Origin of the sequence: Janthinobacterium sp. PSRC1-1, from assembly GCF_049897525.1 — a bacterium.
Lineage (GTDB): Bacteria > Pseudomonadota > Gammaproteobacteria > Burkholderiales > Burkholderiaceae_D > Janthinobacterium > Janthinobacterium tructae.
In genome coordinates this window covers 164,223-184,263 of record NZ_JAFCWK010000002.1, presented here as the reverse complement: position 1 = coordinate 184,263, position 20,041 = coordinate 164,223, and the positions used below count along the sequence as shown (strand labels likewise).

Below are 20,041 nucleotides of genomic sequence, written 5' to 3'. Positions count from 1 at the left end.
TTGGCCGCTGCGCTCTAATGGACAGCGTTGGCTGCATAGCCGCCTCATCCCTTACCGCCATGGCCCTGTTTCCACAATTTTCCCTGCTGCAACGGCTGAGCGCCAGCATCAATGAGCTGGGCTGGCGCGACAGCGCCTGGCTGGCCGTGGCGCGCTTGCTGGAACGCGTGCCGGGCGAGCGCTGCGCGCTGCACCGCTACCAGTTCGTCGCGCAGGCCGTGGCGCCCGGTTCGCTGTGCCGCGGGCGCGGCCAGGCCATCACCGTCATGCCCTGCCAGGAGGAAGCGGACTTGCCGCCCGGCCCCGAGCGCCGCCCCGGCGCGCTGCGCGAACGCTACCGCCAGGGCGCGCAATGCCTGGTGGCGCGCAGTTCGCACGACGCTGGCAAGTCAGGCATGGCCGGCTGGATCTGGCTGCTGCGCCACAGCTACCAGGAAGACGAGGTGCGCGCCCGCTATGCGCTGGCCTCGCAGCAGTCGTCGTGGGATCTGGACGTGTGGGTGCATCCCGAGCAGCGCGGCGGCCTGGTCTTCGCCCGCCTGTGGGAAGAAGCCAACGCCGTGCTGCACGCGCAGGACGTGCGCTGGTCGTGCAGCCGCATTTCGCGTTTCAACCGCGCCTCGCTGGGCGCCCATGCGCGCCTGGGCACGCACGCGCTGGGCACGGCCACCTTTCTCCGCTGCGGGCGCTGGCAATGGATGGCCGCCAGCCTGCCGCCGTATGTCCACCTGTCACGCCGCCCGGAAGATGTCCCCTGCCTGGCCTTCGATACGTCTTCCCTGCCGCACTACCCTTCCCTGGAGCTGACATGCCGCATCTTGAAGCAGTAAAACGCATCCTCGACACCACCCTGGGCTTGAACGGGCGCGCGCTGGAAGAGCACACGCCGCTCTTGGGCAGCGTGCCGGAACTCGACTCGATGGCCGTGATCGGCGTGATCGCCGCGCTGGAAGACCATTTCGGCATCATTGTCGCCGACGACGACATCCACGCGCGCCACTTCGCCACCGTGGGCACCCTGCACGACTTCGTGTTTGCACAGCTGCGGCCATGAACAGCGCCGCCTTCGACGCGCTGCCGCTGCTGCCTTTTTTCCTGCCCGCCAGCGGCGGCCAGCGCTACTGCCTGCTGCACCTGCCGCCGCCGGGCCGCAGCGCGCGCGGCGGCATCATCTACGTGCATCCGTTCGCCGAAGAACTCAATAAAAGCCGCCACGTGGCCGCCGCGCAGGCGCGCGCCTTTGCCGCCTTGGGTTACAGCGTGCTGCAGATCGACCTGTTTGGCTGCGGCGACAGCAGCGGCGACTTTGGCGAAGCGCGCTGGGACATCTGGCACAACGACCTGCACCTGGCTTGCGCGTGGCTGGCGCAGCGCGTCGACGGCCCCTTGACCGTGTGGGGCTTGCGCCTGGGCGCCCTGCTGGCGCTCGATTTCGCCAGCCGCGCGCCGCTGCCGCTGGCGCGATTGCTGCTATGGCAGCCGGAAACCGATGGACGGCGCGTCATCGACCGCTTCCTGCGCCTGCGCCTGGCGGCCAGCATGCTGGCCGGCGGCACGCAGGAAGCGCCCGGCCAGGCGCGCGCCGCACTGGCGCAGGGTGAATCTGTGGAAGTGGCCGGCTACCTGCTGGCGCCCGAGCTGGCGCTGGCCATCGATGGCGTCAGCGCAGCGGCGCTGCCGCCCACGGTGCCTGCGGTACCCGTGTATTGGCTCGATTACCAGGCACCGGAGCAAGCCTGCGCACCGCTGCCGCCGCTGGCGAGAACATGGCGCGAACGGGGCGCCGCCGTGCACGTGGCCAGCTTCGGCGACGGACCGTTCTGGCACAGCGGCGAGTTGCTGGCGTGTCCGCAACTGCTGGCCGCCACGCGCACCCTGTGCCGTGACTGGCTCGACGAGGAAAGGACGCCGCCATGAAGCGCGACAGCAGTGAGCAGCACCTCGCAGGGCACAGCGTGCGCGAGCTGCCCCTGCGCTTTCGCAGCGCGGCCGAAGACGGCGAAGCGCAGGCGCGCATGGTCGGCATCCTCAGCCTGCCCGCCGCACCGGGTCCGCGCGGCATATTGATCGTCACGGGCGGGCCGCAGTACCGGGTGGGCAGCCATCGCCAGTTCGTCCTGCTGGCCCGCGCCCTGGCTGCGCAAGGCTGGCCCGTGCTGCGTTTCGACTTGCGCGGCATGGGCGACAGCGAGGGTAGCGCGCGCGACTACCGCGCCGCCGGCCCCGACATCGCCGGCGCGCTGGCGCACTTCTTCGATGCCGTGCCGACCTTGCGCGAAGTGGCGCTGTGGGGCTTGTGCGACGGCGCCACGGCCGCCGCCTGCCATGCGCCGCGCGATGCGCGCGTCCATGCCCTGATCCTGCTCAATCCGTGGGTGCGCAGCAGCGCCGGACTGGCGCGCGCCACCTTGCGCCATTACTATTTGCCACGCCTGCTGCAAGGCGCATTCTGGCGCAAACTGGCCGGCGGCAGCGTACGCATGGGCGCCAGCCTGGCCTCCCTGCGGCAGGTGGCGGCCGCCACGCAGGAAGCCGCCCCGCAAGCAGACGACGCACCAGCGCCGGCCCTGCTGCGGGCGCTGACGCAATTCCAGGGCAAGGTGCTGCTGATCCTCAGCGGCGACGACCTGGGCGCGCGCGAGTGGCAAGCGCTGCTCCATGGCGATGCAGCCTGGCGCGCCGTGGCCGCCCGCGCGCAATGGACACAGGCGCAGGTCGCTGGCGCCAACCACACCTTCGCCAGCGCCGCCTGGCGCGGCGAAGTCGAACAGCTGTGCGCGCGGTGGCTGCAGTCATGGTAAAAACCTCACCGAACGCGGCCCGACCAAAACGCGTGCTGATGGTCGCCTACCATTTTCCGCCGCTGGCCGGCGGGAGCGGCATCCTGCGCACCCTGGGCTTCGCGCGCCATTTGCCCGACTGCGGCTGGCAGCCGCTGGTGCTCAGTCCCGCGCCGATCGCGTATGCGCAGCGCGGCGATGCGCAACTGGCACAGATCGGCGCGCAAGCCACCGTGCGGCGCACCCTGGCGCTCGATGCGGCGCGCCATTTCTCCATCGGCGGGCGCTATCCGCGCTGCCTGGCCCTGCCCGACCGCTGGAGCTCCTGGTGGCTGAGCGCCGTGCCGGCTGGCCTGCGCATGATTCGCGAATACCGTCCCGACGCCATCTGGTCGACGTACCCGATCGCCACGGCGCACCTGATCGCGCTGACCCTGCAAAAACTCAGCGGCCTGCCGTGGATCGCCGACCAGCGCGACCCCATGCTCGATGACAGCGACCCGCTGGCGCCGTATCCGTCCGATGCGCGTTTGCACCGCATGCATGCGTGGATAGAACAGCGCATCGCGGCGCGCAGCGCGGCCATCGTCTGCACCACGCCGGGCGCCATCGATGCGCACCGGAGGCGCCTGGCGCAGGTGGGGCGCGAGCGCTTCCACCTGATCGAGAATGGCTACGACGAAGACGGCCATGACGGCAACCCTGCGCACACGGGCCACCGCAGCCGCTTCCTGCTGCTGCACAGCGGCGTGATCTACCCGTCCGAGCGCGATCCGCAAGCACTGTTCGAGGCGCTGGCCAAGCTGCGCCACGATGGCGTGCTGCATGCGCGCAATTTCCAGCTGGTGCTGCGCGCCACGGGCCACGACGCATGGCTGGCCAGTCTGCTGGTGAAATACGGCATCCTCGACCTGGTGCGCCTGGAACCGTTGCAGCCGCACGGCGCGGCGCTGCAGGAAATGCTGGCGGCCGACGGCCTGCTGCTGCTGCAGGCGGCCAACTGCAACGCACAGATTCCCGCCAAGCTGTATGAATACCTGCGCTGCCGCCGGCCCATCCTGGCGCTGACCGACCTGGCGGGCGACAGCGCGGCCAAGCTGCGCCACTGCGGCATCGACACCATCGGCCAGCTGGCGTCCAGCGCCGACTGCGCGCGCGCGCTGCTGCGCTTCCTGCAACTGGCGCGCCAGGGCCGCGCGCCGCTGGCCAGCCCCGCCGCCATCGACCTGCAATCGCGGCAAGCCCGCAGCAACGCCCTGGCCGACTTGCTGGACCAGGTCAGCCACAGGAGAACAGCATGAAACACCTGATACTTGCCTGCGCCCTGGCCACCTGCTGCGCCGGCGCCGGCGCAGCCGCCTGCCCGCCCTACGTCAAGGGCACCACGGGCGGCGACTACACGAGCGCGGAAGACCGCAAGGACCTGTCCGTGGTCGAACAATTCCATTTTTCGCGCGCCGTGGAAACGCTCACGCAAGGCATGACGGGCAGCCTGGGTGGCGACATCAGCTACACCCTGGAACACTTTCCGAACCACCACCGGGCGCTGGCCTCGATGGCCAAGCTGGGCTTGCGCCTGAAAAGCGCGCAGCCACACGGCGCCCGCTACACGGTCAGCTGCTACTTCGAACGGGCGATCGCCTTCGCGCCGCACGACGTGACGGCGCGCATGGTGTACGGCAGCTACCTGCTGGCCACGGGCCAGGATGCCATGGCGCTGGAACAGCTGGACTCTGCCAGCCGCCTGGCACCCGAGCAGGCCACCATCCAGTACAACCTGGGCTTGATGTATGTAAAAAAGAAGGAATACGAGAAGGCCAGCGCGCACGCGCAAAAAGCCTATGCGCTGGGCTTTCCCCTGCCGGGGCTGAAGAACAAGCTGAAGGCGGTGGGCAAGTGGAAAGAACCGCCGCCCGCCGTCGCTGTGGACGCGGCGGCCGCCGAACCGGAAAAACCGGCCGTCGCGCCGGCCGAACCGCCTAGCGGGGAATGACGGCCGGCCGCGCAGCCACGCTCCAATGCCCGGTCGGCGACGCAGCCAGCGCGGCGGCCAGGTCGCGCCGCGACTGCGCCTTGTCGGCGGCTTCGCCGATGTGCGCCAGTTCGGCCGGCTGCAGCACGGTGGCGGTCAGCAGCATCACCTCGCCATATGGTGTGTCGAAAGACGGGGGAAGCGTGGCCGCGCCCTGCGCCAGCAGCACGCCCACCTGTTCGTTGTCGTCTTCGAGGCCTGCCGGCGCATGCTGCACGTCCAGCGCCATCGAGACGCTGCCGTGGCGCTGCAGCAGCAAGTCGATGGAGCCGTGATCGGCCACGTTCTGGCTGACCTGATAAATCACGTCGAAGAGCCACGATGCCTGCACGGGAGCGCCGTCGAAGGCGGCCAGCGGCGCCTCGATGCACACTTCCAGCAGGTGGCCGCGCGGCACGAAGACGTCGTCGTCATCTTCGAACGGATCGCTCAAGCCGTCGCTGGCAATGATGATGGTATCGGCACGGCGGATCACCCTCCAGGCCTGGCGCAGCGATGGCCAGCGCGGGCCTCCCATGAAGGCGGGATTGACCAGCGGCGCCAGCACGTCGGCATCCAGCGTGCCCAGGGTGGCATAGAAGGCGTCGCGCGCGGCGCAGGCGGTGGTCAGCATCTGTGCGCCTGCGTCCTTGCCGACGACGGCGTCGTCCGGTTGCGCTACTTGCGGGATATCGTTGTCGGGCATGAGATTGGTCTTTAAATTAGTCGGCGGGAGGAAAGTCGTCATAATTGCGGGGCAAATAGCCCCAGATGCGCGCCACCCGGTCGCGCACCTCGAAATCGAAGCCGATGCGTTCCAGTTCCGGCACGATCCACACGCCATGGTCGATGATTTTCTTTGGCAGCAGCATGGCCACGTGTTCTTCCGAGGTCAGGCCGATGTCGAACCATTCCACGCCCAGGAACGGGAACGGCGGGTGGTAATCCCATTCCGTGTCCCAGCGCGAGACGTAACCGGACACGGAACCGTAGCGGTACGACGGCACCCAGTCAGTCCGCCCGCGCATGAAGGCCAGCAGTTCGTTCCACTTGCAATCGTTGGCGGCGCCGGCCAGGTTGCGCCGCGCGATGTGGCCGCGCAGCTTGCGCTTGATGTCGTCGCCACCGGCGTCGGCCAGCGGCAGGCCCGCCATTACCTCGCCACCGGCTTGACTTTCGACGCGGCCAGCACGGCGCGCGCGCGGGCCGTGTCGATATCGTCGGCCGTGGCCAGGGCCACACCCATGCGGCGGCGGGCGAACGATTCGGGCTTGCCGAACAGGCGCAGGTCGGCGCCCGGCACGCTCAAGGCGTCGGCCACGCCTTCGAAGGCGATGCCTTTCGCTTCCAGCTGGCCGTAGATGACGGCCGAGGCGCCGGGCGAACGCAGCGCCACGTTGACGGGCAAGCCCAGGATGGCTTTCGCGTGCAGCTCGAATTCGCTCTGCACCTGGCTGGCCATGGTGACCATGCCCGTGTCGTGCGGACGCGGGCTCACTTCCGAGAACCACACCATGTCGTCCTTGACGAACAGCTCCACGCCGAACAGCCCCAGGCCGCCCAGGTTATCGGTCACCTTGCGCGCGATCTCGCGCGAACGCTCGAGGGCCAGCGGCGCCATGCGGGCCGGCTGCCACGATTCCACGTAATCGCCCTGCACCTGCAAGTGGCCGATCGGCTCGCAGAACTGCGTCTCGATCTGTCCCGAGGCGCCGACGGCGCGCACCGTCAGCAGGGTGATTTCATAATCGAAGTCGATGAAGCCTTCGACGATCACGCGCCCGGTATCGACGCGGCCGCCGCTGGCCGCATACGCCCACGCCGCGTCCACGTCTTGCGGGCCATCGAGCTTGGACTGCCCCTTGCCCGACGACGACATCACGGGTTTGACCACGCACGGAAAGCCGATTTCCTGGCATGCCAGCTGCAGCTCTTGCAGGCTGCTGGCGAAGCGGTATGGCGATGTCGCCACGCCGAGCGTTTCGGCCGCCAGGGTGCGGATGCCTTCGCGGTTCATCGTCAGCACGGCCGCGCGCGCGTTCGGGATGCAGGTGATTTGCCCGGCCGCTTCCAGCGCCGCCAGGGTCTCGGTGGCGATGGCTTCGATTTCCGGCACGATCAGATCCGGCTTTTCCAGGTCGATCAGGGCCGCCAGGGCCACGCCGTCGCTCATGTCGATCACGTGCGAGCGGTGCGCCACCGGGTGGCCCGGCGCGTTCGGATAGCGGTCGACGGCGATCACTTCCACGCCCAGGCGCTGCAGCGCAATGATCACTTCCTTGCCCAGTTCGCCGGAGCCCAGCAGCATGACTTTGATGGCGGTGGAAGACAGCGGTGTGCCGAAGGTGCGGGGCGCGATGGTGCTGCTGGTGATGGTGCTAGTGGTCATGGCAGGATCTGTAGACGGATGGAAAGATGGCTGGGACTATAGCAAATGCCGGCCCTCTTGGACAGGGCGCGCCGCTGGCGTGCGGCCGCACTCCCTTGCCTGGCGGCCACGCTAGCCCGCGTACGCCCGCTTGATCTCGGCGATGTCGATCTTTTTCATCCCCATCATGGCTTTCATCACGCGCTGCGCCTTGATGGGGGCGGGATCGCCCAGCAGCTTGACCATGATGGTGGGCACGATCTGCCACGACACCCCGAACCGGTCCTTGAGCCAGCCGCACTGCTGCGCTTCCGGCGGACCGCCCTGAGATAGCTGCGTCCAGTAGTGGTCGACCTCGTCCTGGGTTTCGCAATTGACCTGGAACGAGATCGCCTCGGAAAACTGGAACAACGGGCCGCCGTTCAAACCCGTAAACGTCTGGCCATCGAGTTCGAACGCCACCGTCAGCACGCTGCCCGGCTCCTGGCCGTGGATTTCCCTGCCTTCCTCGCCATAGCGCAGGATCTGGCCGATCTTGGAATTGGGAAAAATTCCCGTATACAACCGGGCCGCCGCCTCGGCGTTGCCGTTGAACCATAAACATGGGGTAATCTTTTGTACGCTATGCATGATGTCTCCCTGGTCCGAAACACGAACGTCTTCCCGCGCGGGAAGGACAGCCACCAATATAGTCAATTTTGTACGCCCATGGCGCGCGATGCGGCCAAGGCGCAGGCATCAGCCGCCAAAATGTCGATCCTGTAACTGCTCCACCAGGAAATCGATGAACACACGCAGGCGCGGCGGCAGGTGACGGCTGGCCGGCCACAGCAGCCAGAATGCCGTATGCGCCTGCGTATGCTCGTCCAGCAGCGAGACCAGTTGCCCGGCCGCCAGCTCGCGCTGCACGGCAAAAGCAGGCAGGTAGGCGATGCCCTGCCCCTGCACGGCCAGGTAGACGCGCATTTCCAGGCTGTTGCAGACCATGCCGGGCGCCGGCTGGACAGCCTCGTCCAGCAACGGCCACGGTTCCAGGCGGCCCGTGGCGGGAAAACGGTAATCCAGGCGCGCGTGGCGCAGCAGCGCGGCGCCATCGGCGGGCCGGCCATGGCGCGCCAGATAGGCGGGCGACGCCACCAGCAGGCGGCGGAATGTGCATAGTTTGCGCCGCATCAAGCTTGAATCGGCCAATTCGCCCGTGCGCACGGCCGCGTCAAAGCCGTCGCTGACGATATTGACCATGGCGTCGGAGAAATCGAGATCGAGTTCGATGGCGGGATAGGCTTGCATGAACGCGCCGATGGCCGGCTCGAACAGGCCGCTGTAGCGTGGCAGGCTGATGCGCAGCCGGCCGCTGGGCCCGCTGCTGGCCTCGCTCAATTCCCGCTCGGCCGCCGCCACCTCCGCGAGGATGCGCTTGCAGCGCTGCAGGAATTTTTCCCCTTCCGCCGTCAGCGCCAGATGCCGCGTGCTGCGCTGGAACAGGCGCGCGCCCAGCCGCGCCTCCATGCGCGCCACGCTTTTGCCCACAGCCGACGACGATAATCCCAGCAGCCGGCCAGTGGCAGAGAAACTGCCGCTGTCCGCCACCTGCACGAACATGGCGATGCCACCCAAGCTATCCATCCGCGCTCCATTCACGACATTTGTGTCCGATATGTTGATCAGTTTAGCCCATTTTTCTTCAATGACGGGCGCGCCATACTCGCCGCTCCATCTTTCCGAGCCGATCCCATGCCCTCATCCTCACCTCTTTCACTCCCCCTGCAAGTGCTGGCCGCCTGCCTGACGGGCTTGCTCATTCCCCTGTGCTTCACGGGCCCGGCCGTCGTGCTGCCCGCCCTCGGCGCCGAACTGCACGGCAGCGCCGCCGCGCTGAACTGGGTCATCAATGCGTATATCCTCAGCTATGGCAGCGCCATGATGGTGGCGGGCAGCCTGACGGACGTGCTGGGACGGCGCCGCGTCTGGCTGGCGGGGCTGGCGCTGTTTTGCGTGGCGACCCTGGCCATCGCCGTCGCGCCCTCCGTGGCGTGGATCGCCGCGCTGCGCTTCGTGCAGGGCCTCGGTGGCGCAGCCGCATTCGCCGCCGCCATGTCGTCGCTGGCGCCGCTGTTCCACGTCGCGGCGCGCTGCCGCGTGATGAGCGTGCTCGGCACCACCTTTGGCCTGGGCCTGGCCTTCGGTCCGCTGGCGGCCGGCGCCATGCTGGCGCTGGCCCGCTGGCCCGCCATCTTTTACGCCACGGCCGCGCTGGGCGCCATCGGCATGCTGCTGGTATGGAGCAGCGTGCCGGCCGATCCGCCGCGCGGCAAGGGCCGGCTGAACTGGCCTGGCGCCCTCAGCTTCAGCGCCGCGCTGGGCCTGCTGACTCTGGGCATGCTGCTGGTGCCCGAACACGGCTGGCGCAGCGGGACCGTGCTGCTGCCCGTCGCCGCGTCCGCGCTGCTGTTTTGTATGTTTATCGCGGTCGAACGGGGGACGGCGCAGCCCCTGCTCGATTTATCGCTGTTCCGCCAGCGCCGCTTTATCGCGGTGCAAGTGCTGGCCGTCTCGCCCGCCTTCCTGTTCATCGTGCTCATCGTCATGCTGCCGGGGCGCTTCATCGGCATCGACGGCATGTCCGCGCTGGCGGCGGGCCGCCTGATGATCGCCCTGGCCGCGCCGCTGCTGCTCGTGCCCATGCTGGCGGCGCTGCTGGCGCGCTGGATCACGGCCGGCAGCGTGTGCGCGGCGGGACTGCTGCTGGCCGCGGCGGGCCTGGCCTGGCTGGCGCAGGTGCTCGGTGGCGGTGACGCTGGCACATTGGCCGGCCCGCTGCTGCTGATCGGCGTGGGTATCGGCTTGCCGTGGGGCTTGATGGATGGCATGGCCTTGAGCGTGGTGGACACTGAGCGCGCCGGCATGGCGACGGGCATCTTCAATACCGTGCGCGTCAGCGCCGATGGCGTGGCGCTGGCCTTGGCGGGCGCCGTGCTGGCCGGCCTGATCGGTGCAGCCCTGGCGCGGCAACTGCCGACCGATCTGCCCGTGCTGGCCGCCGCCAGCCGCGCCGCGCTCGGCGATATCGCGCAAGCGACACAGCTGCTGGGCGGCCACGAAGCGCTGTTGCGCGCCAGCTATGACGCCGCCTTCCGCCAGCTGCTGAATGGCTTGGCGGGACTGGCCGTGGCGCTGGCCACGCTGGTGCCGTATTTGCTCAGGAGGGAAGAAAAGCACCTAACAAAACCGTAGCGAGCGGAAGGTAGAGGTGGTCGAGAAGCGCAACCGTACTAGAGTACGGTGAGCATCGCAGGCCGCCTATACCGACGCGCAGTAGGTTTTGGAAGGTGCTTTAGGCGTCGAGGCCGTAGAACACGGCCACCAGGATGGCGATATTGTTGCAGGCGCGGGAAAATGTCGTTGTCGCATAGGCAACGGCCACGCCGGGACTGCGGTAGCGCAGGTAGACAAAGCTGAACATGGCGCCTGAACCGAGCGCAACGATGGCGTGCAGCAAGCCGCCGCTGACGAAATGCACGATGGCCCACAGGAGGGCGCCGATGAAAATGCTCAGCTGGCGGCTGGCGCCCAGGCGCTTGAGGATTTCCAGCGGCAGCAGCTGGCCGAGGAAGGTTTCCAGGATGGGAGAATAGATGACGACCCAGAACACCAGCAGGGGCAGCGACATTTCGTGCTTGAACTTGGCCAGGCCCGTGTGCACGCCCCAGTATGCGGGCGGCAGCAGCCATTTGGTGAGGAACAGGATGGCAAAGCACAGCACGCAGGTGAGTAAACCCCAGCCCAGTCCGGCAAGGGCCAGTTGCAGCACGGGCGGCGCCGCTTGGTCGTCGTCCGGGCTCGATAGATCATGGCTGCTGCGCACTTGCATGAGAAGTCCTGGCGGTGATCCAGCTCTCATTGTAGCGCGTAATAGGACTGTTGGCGCATGCCTGGTGGCGCGCCGCGCTGCTGCGCGATCGGCGTCAGGCCGCCAGGCGCAAAGGACCGCTGGCCGGCTGGGCCAGTTTGAAGATGCCCACTTCCTGTTCCAGCTGCGCCGCCTGCTGCTGCAGTTCGTGCGCGGCGGCGGCCGCCTGTTCCACCAGGGCCGCGTTTTGCTGGGTCACGCGGTCCATGTCGACGATGGCGCGGTTGACTTGCTCGATGCCGGCGCCCTGCTCCTGCGTGGCGTGGCTGATCTCGGCCATGATGCCCGTCACCCTGCCGATGCCGGCCACCACCTCATGCATGGTGGCGCCCGCCTGCTCGACGAGCACCGTGCCCGTGCCCACCTTGCTGACGGAATCGTCGATCAGGGTCTTGATTTCGCGCGCGGCGGCGGCGGAACGCTGTGCCAGGCTGCGCACCTCGGTGGCGACCACGGCGAAGCCGCGCCCCTGCTCACCGGCGCGCGCCGCCTCCACGGCCGCGTTCAAGGCCAGGATGTTGGTCTGGAAGGCGATGCTGTCGATCACGCCGATGATGTCGACGATCTTGTTCGACGAGGCATTGATCAGGCCCATGGTGTGCACCACTTCGGCCACCGCCTTGCCGCCCTGCTCCGACACCTTCGACGCTTCGCGCGCCAGGTGATTTGCCTGCTGGGCGTTGTCCGCATTCTGGCGTACGGTGGAAATCAGTTCTTCCATCGACGAGGCGACCTCTTCGAGGGAGCCGGCCTGCTGTTCCGTGCGCTGCGACAGATCGCGGTTGCCCGAAGCGATCTCGGTCGAGGCCGTGGCGATGCTTTCCGTTCCGTGGCGCACCTTGCCGACGATGGCGGCCAGGTTGTCGCGCATGGTCTTGATGGCGAACAGCAGGCTGCTGTCGTCGCCGTCGCGCGTGTGCACGTCGATGGCCAGTTCACCGAGCGCGATGCGCCCGGCGATCGAGGCCGCGTACGCGGGTTCGCCGCCCAGCTGGCGCAGCAATCCTCGCGTGATGACGGTGGCGACCGCAATGCAAATGAGCACACTGAGCGCGGCCAGCACGCCGATCCAGCGCAGCGACTGGCCGTAGATGGCGCGCGCGGCCACGCTGGCCTGCTCCGATTCGCGCAGCACGTTTTTCAGCACGGCATCGATGTCGGCGACGATCTGGCGCCGCAGCGGGCTGCATTCCTCGACGAGGAAAGTGCCGTACTGCTCCATCTGCCCCGTGGCGCGGAACTGGCGCGGACGCTGCAGTTCCTGCGCCATGGTTTTCAGGCCCGCGCTGACTTTCTCGAATTGGGGATCGCCAACGAACTGCGGCGCCAGCCGGGCCAGCGCTTCCAGGTACAGCGCCTTCTGGCTGTCGAGGATGGCCAGCTCTTTTTCGGCGGCGGCCTGCTCATGGAAGATATACGCGTTGCGGGCGGCCATGCCCGTCTGGTCGAGCGCTTCGCGCGCCACGTACAGGGGTTCGAGTTTTTCCAGTTGGACTTTTTCTTGCGCGTCCATGGCGCCGGAGATGGTGCCGATGCGCAGCAGCGCGAAAGCGGCCAGCACCAGCATCAGTACCACCAGCAGCCCGAAGCCTGCGCTCAGGCGCGCGCCTATCGTCAACCGATTGAATGACATCATTGTTGTTATTGCCCTGTAATAAAGTTGATTGTTGCTGGTTATCTCAACACCAGCGATCTGCTCACCGTCACTTGCCGATATTGCGTAGAGACCAATATCAGTATCCAACTGGCGTTTTTTGGGCAGTCAGCTTCTAATTTCGGGCAATGCAGGCGCGCGGAGTACCCCCACACGCCATACAACAGCACACTGAATTATAAGCGAACAGCGTTATGGATGATTCCACGCGTTCACTTTTAATGCTTTGATGCAAGTCAAGGAGCGTCGATGACGGCCATGGTGATGCGCGAAATGCAGCACAATTTTCCGCCATCATCGACGATGCGGATTTCCCAGACCTGGCTGCTGCGGCCCCGGTGGATCGGCGTGGCGCGCCCCGTCACGTGGCCGCCGCGTACGCCGCGCACGTGGTTGGCGTTGATTTCCTGTCCCACACTGACATGGCGGCGATGATCCAGGCAGGCATTCGCGGCCATGCTGCCCAGGGTTTCGGCCAGCAAGACGGAAGCGCCGCCATGCAGCAGCTTGAACGGCTGCATGGTGCGGTGGTCGACGGGCATGCTCGCCTCGATCCAGTCGGGACCGAAGGCCGTGAAGACGATGCCCAGGTGGCGCATGGCCGTGCCCTCGCTGGCGGCGTTGAGCGTGGCCAGGTCGAGCGGTGCGTGCCAGATTTCCATCGTTACCTCGTATCAATGTGGAGAAAGGTCCATTGTAGGACAGTGCTCGCCCGAGTGCCGCTTCATCTTTCCTTCACCCTGGCACGGGGTGGCGCTGGCATTAACTGGTTATAATTGCCCCATTCTTAAAAAACGAGGTTGTGTATGAAGTGGGCCTTGCTGGGCATTTTTGTGTTTTCTGTTTTACATATTCATTTTCGTGGCAAGGTACGCCTGCCGTTTCGCCGCCAGATCTTCGATCACTCCTCGTTCATGGCGCCGCTGAACCTGTTCATGCACACCTTTTCCAAGGTGCCGGCCACGCCATATCTTTCCGTCGAGCAGTTCCCGGAACTGGCGCCGCTGCAGCAGAACTGGCAAATCATCCGCGATGAAGCGCTGCGCATGCAGGAAATGAAAAAAATCAAGGCGGCCGAAAAGAACAATGACGTGGGCTTCAACTCGTTCTTCAAATATGGCTGGAAGCGTTTCTACCTGAAATGGTATGACGCGAACCACCCGTCGGCGCAGCAGATGTGCCCGCAAACCTATGCGCTGCTGCAATCGATTCCCTCGATCAAGGCGGCCATGTTCGCGGAACTGCCGCAAGGCGGCAAGCTCAACCCGCACCGCGACCCGTTCGCCGGTTCCCTGCGCTATCACCTGGGCTTGCAGACGCCGAACGACGACCGCTGCTTCATCGACGTCGATGGCGAACGTCACAGCTGGCGCGATGGCCAGGCCGTGATGTTCGATGAAACGTATATCCACTGGGCCCGCAACGATGCCGACAGCGACCGCATCATCCTGTTCTGCGACATCGAGCGCCCGATGCGCTACCGTTGGGCGCAAGGACTGAACCGCTGGCTGGGGCGCACCCTGATGACGGCCGCCGCCTCGCCCAACGAACTGGGCGACCAGGTAGGCGGCGTGAGTAAACTGTTCCAGATTTCCTGGACCATGGGCCAGTACCGCCGCCGCTTCAAGGCGTGGAACAAGACGGCCTACCAGCTCACCCGCGTGGCCCTGGTGGTGGGCGTGATCGCGCTGATCTACTTCATCTAGCAAGCGCCCTTGCCTGTTTGATCAAACCGCCTTCGGGCGGTTTTTTTATCATGCGATGCCACTGACCAGGAGAATTTTAGAAAATGACCGAACGCGACCGACAGTACGATATCCAGATCGGCGACGACGCCTGGATCGAATTCATCGATCTTGACGGCCGCTACAACCAGGCGATCGACATCGATGCCCTGCTCGATGGCCTATGGCCGCTGATCTGCCGCCTGGAAACGCATTGCGTGGCCGGCTGTTGCGGCATGGATGCCTACGATTTCACGCGCGAAGCTGTCGCCACGGCGCTGCTGGAACTGGATCGCGCGCAACTGCATGCCGCCTGCGTAGCGGCCAAGGCCGCCGTAACGGCCGCTGCCAGCGATGTATTGACGAGTGCCACGATGAATCACTTTGCCGATAAACGCGTGTTCCTGCAATTGCTCGCGCATCTGGACGAGTGCATCGTCGCAGCGGATCGCGCAGGGGCTTGACCTTGCCAAGGCGGGAAGGTCCAAGGTAACGGTATTCAAGGAACGCAAGGAGAATCCCGCATGTCCACCATCACCGTCCTGCCCCATCCCGAACTGGCCCCCGACGGCGCCGTGTTCGACGCGCCAGAGAAAATGAGTATTTGCGACGCCTTGCTGCTCAACAAGATTGACATGGAACACGCCTGCGGCCAGGTGGGCGCCTGTTCCACCTGCCACGTGGTCGTGCTGCAGGGTTTCGAGTCGCTCAACGAATTGGGCGACAATGAAGAAGACATGCTCGACCAGGCCTGGGGCTTGCAGCCCCACTCGCGCCTGTCGTGCCAGGCGCGCCTGGCCCAGGAAGACCTGACGGTCGAACTACCCAGGTACACCCTCAACCACGCCAAAGAATAGTCCCGGGCGTGGCGGCCTGCTTACCTGACCATGCTTACCACATGATCACGCGCTGCTCGGGCGGCAGATACATCGGGTCGCCCGGCTTGATGCCGAACGCTTCGTAAAAGCCGGGCTGGTTCTTGACCGTGCCCTTGGCGCGGAATTCGCCCGGCGAATGCGGGTCGCTCTTGATCTGCGCGATGGCCGCTTCCGGACGCAGCTTGGCGCGCCACTTCTGCGCAAAGCCGATGTACAGCCGCTGTTCGCCCGTCAAGCCATCGATGACTGGCGACGGCTTGCCGTTCAAGGAACGCTGGTAGGCCTTGTAGGTGATCGACAGACCGGAATTGTCGCCGATGTTTTCACCCAGGGTCAGCTCGCCATTGATATGGTAGCCAGGCACAGGGCTGTAGGCGCCGTATTGCTTGACGAGGCCGGCGGCCAGCGCTTTGAAGGCTGTGCGGTCTTGCGCCGTCCACCAGTTGCGCAGACGGCCCTTGGCATCATATTGGCTGCCGGAATCGTCGAATGCATGGCTGATTTCATGGCCGAAGGTGATGCCCAGCAAGCCATAATTGACGGCATCTTCCGCTTTCACGTTGAAGAATGGCGGCTGCAAAATCGCGGCCGGAATCGTGATGGCATTGAGGGCCGGGCTATAGCTGGCGTTGACGGTTTGCGGCGTCATCGACCATTCGTCGCGGTCGACCGGTTTGCCCAATTTGGCCAGGTTTTGCTGGCGGCTCCATGCGCGCGCGGCGCGCACGTTGGCGATCAGGTCGTTCGGCCGCGTCTGCATGCTGCTGTAGTCGCGCCAAGTATCCGGGTAGGCGATCTTCGGCTTCAAGGCTGCCAGCTTGAGCTGGGCTTCCTTCTTGGTTTCCGGGCCCATCCAGTCGAGTTGCTCGATGCCATCCTTGAACGAGGCGACGAAATTGTCGAACATGGCCATCACGCGTGGCTTCGTTTCCGGCGGCAGATACATTTGCACGTAGCGCTTGCCGACGGCGTCGCTGATGGCGCCATCCGTGAAGCGCAGCGCCAGCTGCCACTGCGGTTCGCTTTGCGGCACGCCGCGCAGCACCGTGCCGTCGAAGGCGAAGCGCTCCTTGACCGTGGCGCTGTCCAGGTAAGACGCATAGCTTTCGATGATGCGCCAGTTCAGGTAGCTCTTCCACGATGCCAGCGGCACGGCGGCCACGGTCTCGGAAAACCCGGTCATGAAGCTGGGCTGGCGCACCACGGCCGAAGCGGCTTTCGGCGCCAGGCCGGCGGCGGCAAAATAGGCGTTCCAGTCGAAGGCCGGCGCCAGTGCCGTAAATTTATCGAAGTCGACGCGGTTGTACGATTTGACGGGGTCGCGCATCTGCACGCGCGTCCACTGCACCGCCGCCAAACGCGTTTCGATGTCGAGAATGTGCGCCGCGTGCTCGGCAGCGGCCTTGTCGCCGCTCATGGCCAGCATGGTTTCGATATGCTTGAGGTATTTGGCGCGCACGGCTTGCAGCTTGGCGTCGTCCTCCTTCAGGTAGTAATCGCGGTCAGGCAAGCCCAGGCCGGACTGGCTGATGTTGACCGTGTATTGCTCGGGGTCTTGCGCATCTGGCGCCACATAGGCGGAAAACGGCGTGGCGACGCCATTGCCCTGCAGGTAGGCGAACAGCGCCGGCAAGTCTTTCTTGTCTTTCACGCTGGCCACGCGGGCCAGTTCGGCCTTCAAAGGCTTGAAGCCGGCCGCATTGCGCGCCTTCTCATTCATGAAGCTCGTGTACAGGTCGGCGATCTTGTGCGCCTCGCTGCCGGGCTTGCCGGGGTTCTTGACGGTGGCGTCGATCAGGCCGCGCAGCTGGCCTTGCGCGATTTCACGCAGTTCGATATACGTGCCCCAGACGGATTTGTCGGCCGGGATGTCCGTGTTGCGGGTCCAGACGCCGTTGACGTAGCCATAGAAATCATCCCGGGGGCTCACTGCCGGGTCCAGGGTTTTCAGGTCGATGCCGGAGACGGGCGCGGTAGCATTGGTAGCTTGGGCGTAAAGCGACGGCGACGAAAAGGCGAACAAGGCGCAGCAGGCGGCGCTGATGAGTGAACGTTTCACGAAGATTCCTTTAATTGTTTTAACTTCATGTTGGGGAACATGCTGTGTCCAGGCATGGGAGGCCGGATTATAGTCGGCCTGCCTGCCGCGCAACAATGTCGGTTGAACAATTTCAGTACGCCGATGTTCGCTGCAGCACGCCTCAAGCCCGCGCCGATGATCAGCAAATGTTACCATCTGGCAATAGCCATACCTGTCGTTCACCACCTCTTTTTGCCTGGCTCGTTGACTGGAGAAGTTTGATGCAGGAATGCAGATTCAATATTTTCGGCACGCTGATTGCCGTCCGCGGGCATCAGGGAGCATGGCGCGCCTTCTATCTCGGTGCGGAAGGCAAGCGCAGGCCCGCCGATTTCATCATTCCCGACGATATTGGCGCCGATGCCTTGTGCGAATACCTGGCGGACCTGTTCCATGAAGAGGCGACGCCGCGCAATAACACGGCAACACAAATCGGCTCGTCCGCGTTCGAGGCCTAGCCTACTTCACCGGCTCGAACGTCACCGTCAGCCCGTTGCCCGTGGTCCTGATCTGCGTGGGCACGAATTGCACGCCCGCATAGCGCAATTCGTCGGGCTTGAAGGTGTAGATCGGCGTTTCATGCATGAGCTGGTCGGCCACCAGGCTGGCCACCTTGGCGAACTGGCGCTGCTGCGACTCGTCCATGCCGTCGATGCTGACCTTGTCCACGCTCGCTTCGCTCAGGTAGACGGCGTTGCGCCCGGCGTCGAGCACCAGGCGGCCCGACATGGCCAGGCTGCCGCGCCAGCTCTGGCGTATGAACGGCGGCAAGACGCTGGCGTCCACGCTGAGGGCGACTCTTTCGCGCTCGGGCTGCAGCGACAACTGCGGGTGGGTCAGCTGGACGTCCAGCACGGACAACACGCGCTTGTCGATGGGAAAGCGGCGCTCCAGGCCTTGCTGCATCTTGCTCAGCGACACATTCACGTCGCGCGGGCCGATCAGGGTGGAACACGAGGCCAGCATGGTGCACGCAAAAGCGGCGATGGCGGCGGTTTTCAGCAAGGGACGTATGGCGGTCACATTCATGGATAGTCTCGGTGGAAAGATGGCGCCATCTTACACATGCGCCCGCTTTCACGCAAAAACCGGCGCCCACCTTGCAGCGGGCGCCGGTTCTCATGGTTGCCTGCTTAATGCACGAACAGGGCGATCAATATGACGATGGGCAATGGAATGCCGATCAGCAGCAAGAGGATGGAACGCATGGCAGACTCCTAGATTGAAATGGATGATTTAAATGGTTACGTGGCGCAGCACGCGCTCATGGTCGCGCTGGCGGCCGCCAAACGTTGCCGCCAGGCTGGCGACGAAAGCACCGAGCAGCAAGGCGATGAACATCCACAGCGCCGTGTGCGCACCGGCCTTGCGGGCCGTGTCGGCCGCCTGCTGTGCTTTGGCCTTGGCATCGGCGGCGGCCTTGGTGGCGCGGGCGTAGACGGCGTCGACGCGCGCTTCCGCTTCAGCCTGCGTCACGCCCGTGCGGCGGGCCACGACCTGGCCCAGGTAGGCGCGGTCATCGGCGGCCAGGCTGCCCGTGGACAGGCTGGTTGCGAAGATCTTGCCGATTTCCACGCGCTGGTCGGTAGTGCTGGCATTGGCCACAGGTGCCGCCACGGTGCCGCTGGTGGAAGCAGGCGCGGCGCGCAACAGCATGTCCGAGAAATAGTCGAGCGGATTGGCACTGCCCTCGCCCGCCTTGGCGCCAGCCGCTGCGGCCGGGCCAACTGCCGCCGCCACGCCGCTGCCCGCGTCGATGGCGCCGCTCAGCACGGCGCGCGTGCCGCCGGCCAGCAGGGCGACGGTGAGCAAGGTCGCCACGGCCCAGGCCAGCAAGCCGTGCGCCGTATCGCGGAAATGCACCTCATCCGTATGGATGGAACTCCATTTCACGCGCAGCCGGCCCGCCATGTAGCCGCCGATGCCGGACGCGGCCAGCTGCATGAAGGCCAGCCAGACGATGGTCGACACGCCGATGGCCGTGGCGTTGAACGACCATGGCGACACGGACGACAGGCCCAGGCCCACGCCGAGGATCAGCAGGATGAAGGACAAGGCGGCCGCGGCGGCCGCGCCCGCCAGCACGGCGCCCCAGGAAACGCCCGGATTGTTCAGGTCGGACACGGACAATTGTGTAGCTTGCATGGAATACTCCTTGGTTGATGATATCTTGGGCCGTTCAGGCGGCCACGCCCGTCAGTTGTTCCTTGCGCGCGGCCATTTCCTGGCCCAGCGCATCGAGGTCGACGGCCGTGTCGCGCACCTTGGGAAACATGTCGCCCTCTTCTTCCTTGACGTGATGGTCGATCTGTTCGGACAGCACCTTCACCTTGGCGTCATACAGGTCGTCGGCGGGATCCATCGCGCTAATTTGCGCGATGAGTTCCTTGGCGCTCGCGTGCTCGACGACGGCTTCATCCATCAGGTCGCCGTCATGGATGGGGCGGCGCACGGCCGGGTAGAAAATTTCTTCTTCCAGCTGCGTGTGCACGGTCAATTCCTGGCAGATCTGGTCGGCCAGCTTTTTCTTGGTGGCAAATGAGCGGTCGCTCAAGCCTTCATACTGGGCAAACAACGCCTTCACGGCCTTGTGGTCCTGCATTAATAAACTGATCGCATTCATGGCGCCTCCTTGT

The 20,041-nt window shown here is 65.4% G+C and carries 23 protein-coding genes; 11 read left to right on the top strand and 12 right to left on the bottom strand.

Going from position 1 to position 20,041, the window contains the following annotated elements; genetic code table 11:
• Window positions 1-59 precede the first annotated feature (59 nt).
• The 6 genes from ACP7DW_RS04395 to ACP7DW_RS04370 are packed head-to-tail and all read left to right on the top strand — an operon-like array spanning window position 60 to window position 4,773.
• Window positions 60-830, top strand: coding sequence for a hypothetical protein (locus tag ACP7DW_RS04395; RefSeq protein ID WP_426054053.1), 771 nt, complete (start codon window positions 60-62; stop codon window positions 828-830).
• On the top strand, window positions 809-1,054 hold the full coding sequence (locus tag ACP7DW_RS04390) for an acyl carrier protein (protein ID WP_141169180.1): 246 nt from the start codon (window positions 809-811) through the stop codon (window positions 1,052-1,054). The genes ACP7DW_RS04395 and ACP7DW_RS04390 overlap by 22 nt, the downstream gene beginning before the upstream one ends.
• A complete protein-coding gene (locus ACP7DW_RS04385; RefSeq protein WP_426054052.1) occupies window positions 1,051-1,917 on the top strand; it encodes a hydrolase 2, exosortase A system-associated in 867 nt (288 codons plus the stop codon). Before ACP7DW_RS04390 ends, ACP7DW_RS04385 begins: the two co-directional genes overlap by 4 nt.
• On the top strand, window positions 1,914-2,801 hold the full coding sequence (locus ACP7DW_RS04380) for a hydrolase 1, exosortase A system-associated (RefSeq protein ID WP_426054051.1): 888 nt from the start codon (window positions 1,914-1,916) through the stop codon (window positions 2,799-2,801). The genes ACP7DW_RS04385 and ACP7DW_RS04380 overlap by 4 nt, the downstream gene beginning before the upstream one ends.
• Entirely contained in the window at window positions 2,795-4,081 is a 1,287-nt protein-coding gene (locus ACP7DW_RS04375) for a glycosyltransferase (protein ID WP_426054049.1), read from the top strand. Before ACP7DW_RS04380 ends, ACP7DW_RS04375 begins: the two co-directional genes overlap by 7 nt.
• The gene (locus ACP7DW_RS04370; protein ID WP_426054048.1) at window positions 4,078-4,773 is read left to right on the top strand and encodes an ABC transporter permease; all 696 of its coding nucleotides are present in this window, start codon (window positions 4,078-4,080) and stop codon (window positions 4,771-4,773) included. Before ACP7DW_RS04375 ends, ACP7DW_RS04370 begins: the two co-directional genes overlap by 4 nt.
• Here ACP7DW_RS04370 and ACP7DW_RS04365 read toward each other — a convergent pair.
• The 5 genes from ACP7DW_RS04365 to ACP7DW_RS04345 form a co-directional block, all read right to left on the bottom strand.
• Window positions 4,760-5,497: a hypothetical protein gene (locus ACP7DW_RS04365; RefSeq protein ID WP_426054047.1), complete on the bottom strand. Its 738-nt coding sequence runs from the start codon at window positions 5,495-5,497 to the stop codon at window positions 4,760-4,762. The genes ACP7DW_RS04370 and ACP7DW_RS04365 overlap by 14 nt on opposite strands.
• Window positions 5,498-5,513: 16 nt before the next feature.
• Window positions 5,514-5,945 (bottom strand): DUF6678 family protein, encoded by a 432-nt coding sequence (locus ACP7DW_RS04360; protein ID WP_426054046.1) that lies wholly within the window; start codon window positions 5,943-5,945, stop codon window positions 5,514-5,516.
• A complete protein-coding gene (purT, locus tag ACP7DW_RS04355; RefSeq protein ID WP_426054045.1) occupies window positions 5,945-7,180 on the bottom strand; it encodes a formate-dependent phosphoribosylglycinamide formyltransferase in 1,236 nt (411 codons plus the stop codon). The genes ACP7DW_RS04360 and purT overlap by 1 nt, the downstream gene beginning before the upstream one ends.
• Before the next feature lie 111 nt (window positions 7,181-7,291).
• Entirely contained in the window at window positions 7,292-7,789 is a 498-nt protein-coding gene (locus ACP7DW_RS04350; protein WP_426054044.1) for a VOC family protein, read from the bottom strand.
• 108 nt (window positions 7,790-7,897) lie between these two features.
• The gene (locus ACP7DW_RS04345) at window positions 7,898-8,785 is read right to left on the bottom strand and encodes a LysR family transcriptional regulator (protein ID WP_426054043.1); all 888 of its coding nucleotides are present in this window, start codon (window positions 8,783-8,785) and stop codon (window positions 7,898-7,900) included.
• Between the two features lie 108 nt (window positions 8,786-8,893).
• On the opposite strand from ACP7DW_RS04345, the gene ACP7DW_RS04340 reads away from it, so the two are divergent.
• Complete coding sequence (locus ACP7DW_RS04340) at window positions 8,894-10,393, top strand: MFS transporter (RefSeq protein WP_426054042.1); 1,500 nt, start codon at window positions 8,894-8,896, stop codon at window positions 10,391-10,393.
• 100 nt (window positions 10,394-10,493) lie between these two features.
• Here the strand turns inward: ACP7DW_RS04340 and ACP7DW_RS04335 are convergent, their stop codons facing one another.
• The 3 genes from ACP7DW_RS04335 to ACP7DW_RS04325 all read right to left on the bottom strand — a co-directional run bounded on the left by ACP7DW_RS04335 (window position 10,494) and on the right by ACP7DW_RS04325 (window position 13,385).
• On the bottom strand, window positions 10,494-11,030 hold the full coding sequence (locus ACP7DW_RS04335; RefSeq protein ID WP_426054041.1) for a hypothetical protein: 537 nt from the start codon (window positions 11,028-11,030) through the stop codon (window positions 10,494-10,496).
• A gap of 94 nt (window positions 11,031-11,124) precedes the next feature.
• Window positions 11,125-12,705: a methyl-accepting chemotaxis protein gene (locus ACP7DW_RS04330; protein WP_426054040.1), complete on the bottom strand. Its 1,581-nt coding sequence runs from the start codon at window positions 12,703-12,705 to the stop codon at window positions 11,125-11,127.
• A gap of 254 nt (window positions 12,706-12,959) precedes the next feature.
• Window positions 12,960-13,385, bottom strand: coding sequence for a hotdog fold thioesterase (locus ACP7DW_RS04325; protein ID WP_426054039.1), 426 nt, complete (start codon window positions 13,383-13,385; stop codon window positions 12,960-12,962).
• Window positions 13,386-13,529: 144 nt separating this feature from the next.
• Here ACP7DW_RS04325 and lpxO point away from each other — a divergent pair, with 144 nt between their 5' ends.
• The 3 genes from lpxO (at window position 13,530) to fdx (ending at window position 15,304) form a co-directional block, all read left to right on the top strand.
• A complete protein-coding gene (gene lpxO, locus ACP7DW_RS04320) occupies window positions 13,530-14,429 on the top strand; it encodes a lipid A hydroxylase LpxO (protein WP_426054038.1) in 900 nt (299 codons plus the stop codon).
• 83 nt (window positions 14,430-14,512) lie between these two features.
• On the top strand, window positions 14,513-14,911 hold the full coding sequence (locus tag ACP7DW_RS04315) for a DUF6331 family protein (RefSeq protein ID WP_426054037.1): 399 nt from the start codon (window positions 14,513-14,515) through the stop codon (window positions 14,909-14,911).
• 60 nt (window positions 14,912-14,971) lie between these two features.
• Window positions 14,972-15,304 (top strand): ISC system 2Fe-2S type ferredoxin, encoded by a 333-nt coding sequence (gene fdx / locus ACP7DW_RS04310; protein ID WP_426054036.1) that lies wholly within the window; start codon window positions 14,972-14,974, stop codon window positions 15,302-15,304.
• 34 nt (window positions 15,305-15,338) lie between these two features.
• On the opposite strand, the gene ACP7DW_RS04305 is transcribed toward fdx, so the two are convergent.
• Window positions 15,339-17,384 (bottom strand): M13 family metallopeptidase, encoded by a 2,046-nt coding sequence (locus ACP7DW_RS04305; protein ID WP_426054035.1) that lies wholly within the window; start codon window positions 17,382-17,384, stop codon window positions 15,339-15,341.
• Between the two features lie 95 nt (window positions 17,385-17,479).
• Between ACP7DW_RS04305 and ACP7DW_RS04300 the strand changes: the two genes are divergently transcribed.
• A complete protein-coding gene (locus ACP7DW_RS04300; protein WP_426054034.1) occupies window positions 17,480-17,863 on the top strand; it encodes a DUF7661 family protein in 384 nt (127 codons plus the stop codon).
• A gap of 1 nt (window position 17,864) precedes the next feature.
• Here ACP7DW_RS04300 and ACP7DW_RS04295 read toward each other — a convergent pair whose 3' ends face one another.
• From ACP7DW_RS04295 to ACP7DW_RS04285, 3 genes are all read right to left on the bottom strand, one after another.
• On the bottom strand, window positions 17,865-18,434 hold the full coding sequence (locus tag ACP7DW_RS04295) for a DUF1439 domain-containing protein (protein WP_426054033.1): 570 nt from the start codon (window positions 18,432-18,434) through the stop codon (window positions 17,865-17,867).
• 207 nt (window positions 18,435-18,641) lie between these two features.
• Window positions 18,642-19,550, bottom strand: coding sequence for a hypothetical protein (locus tag ACP7DW_RS04290; protein WP_426054032.1), 909 nt, complete (start codon window positions 19,548-19,550; stop codon window positions 18,642-18,644).
• Between the two features lie 34 nt (window positions 19,551-19,584).
• The gene (locus ACP7DW_RS04285; RefSeq protein ID WP_426054031.1) at window positions 19,585-20,028 is read right to left on the bottom strand and encodes a hemerythrin domain-containing protein; all 444 of its coding nucleotides are present in this window, start codon (window positions 20,026-20,028) and stop codon (window positions 19,585-19,587) included.
• Window positions 20,029-20,041: the final 13 nt, after the last annotated feature.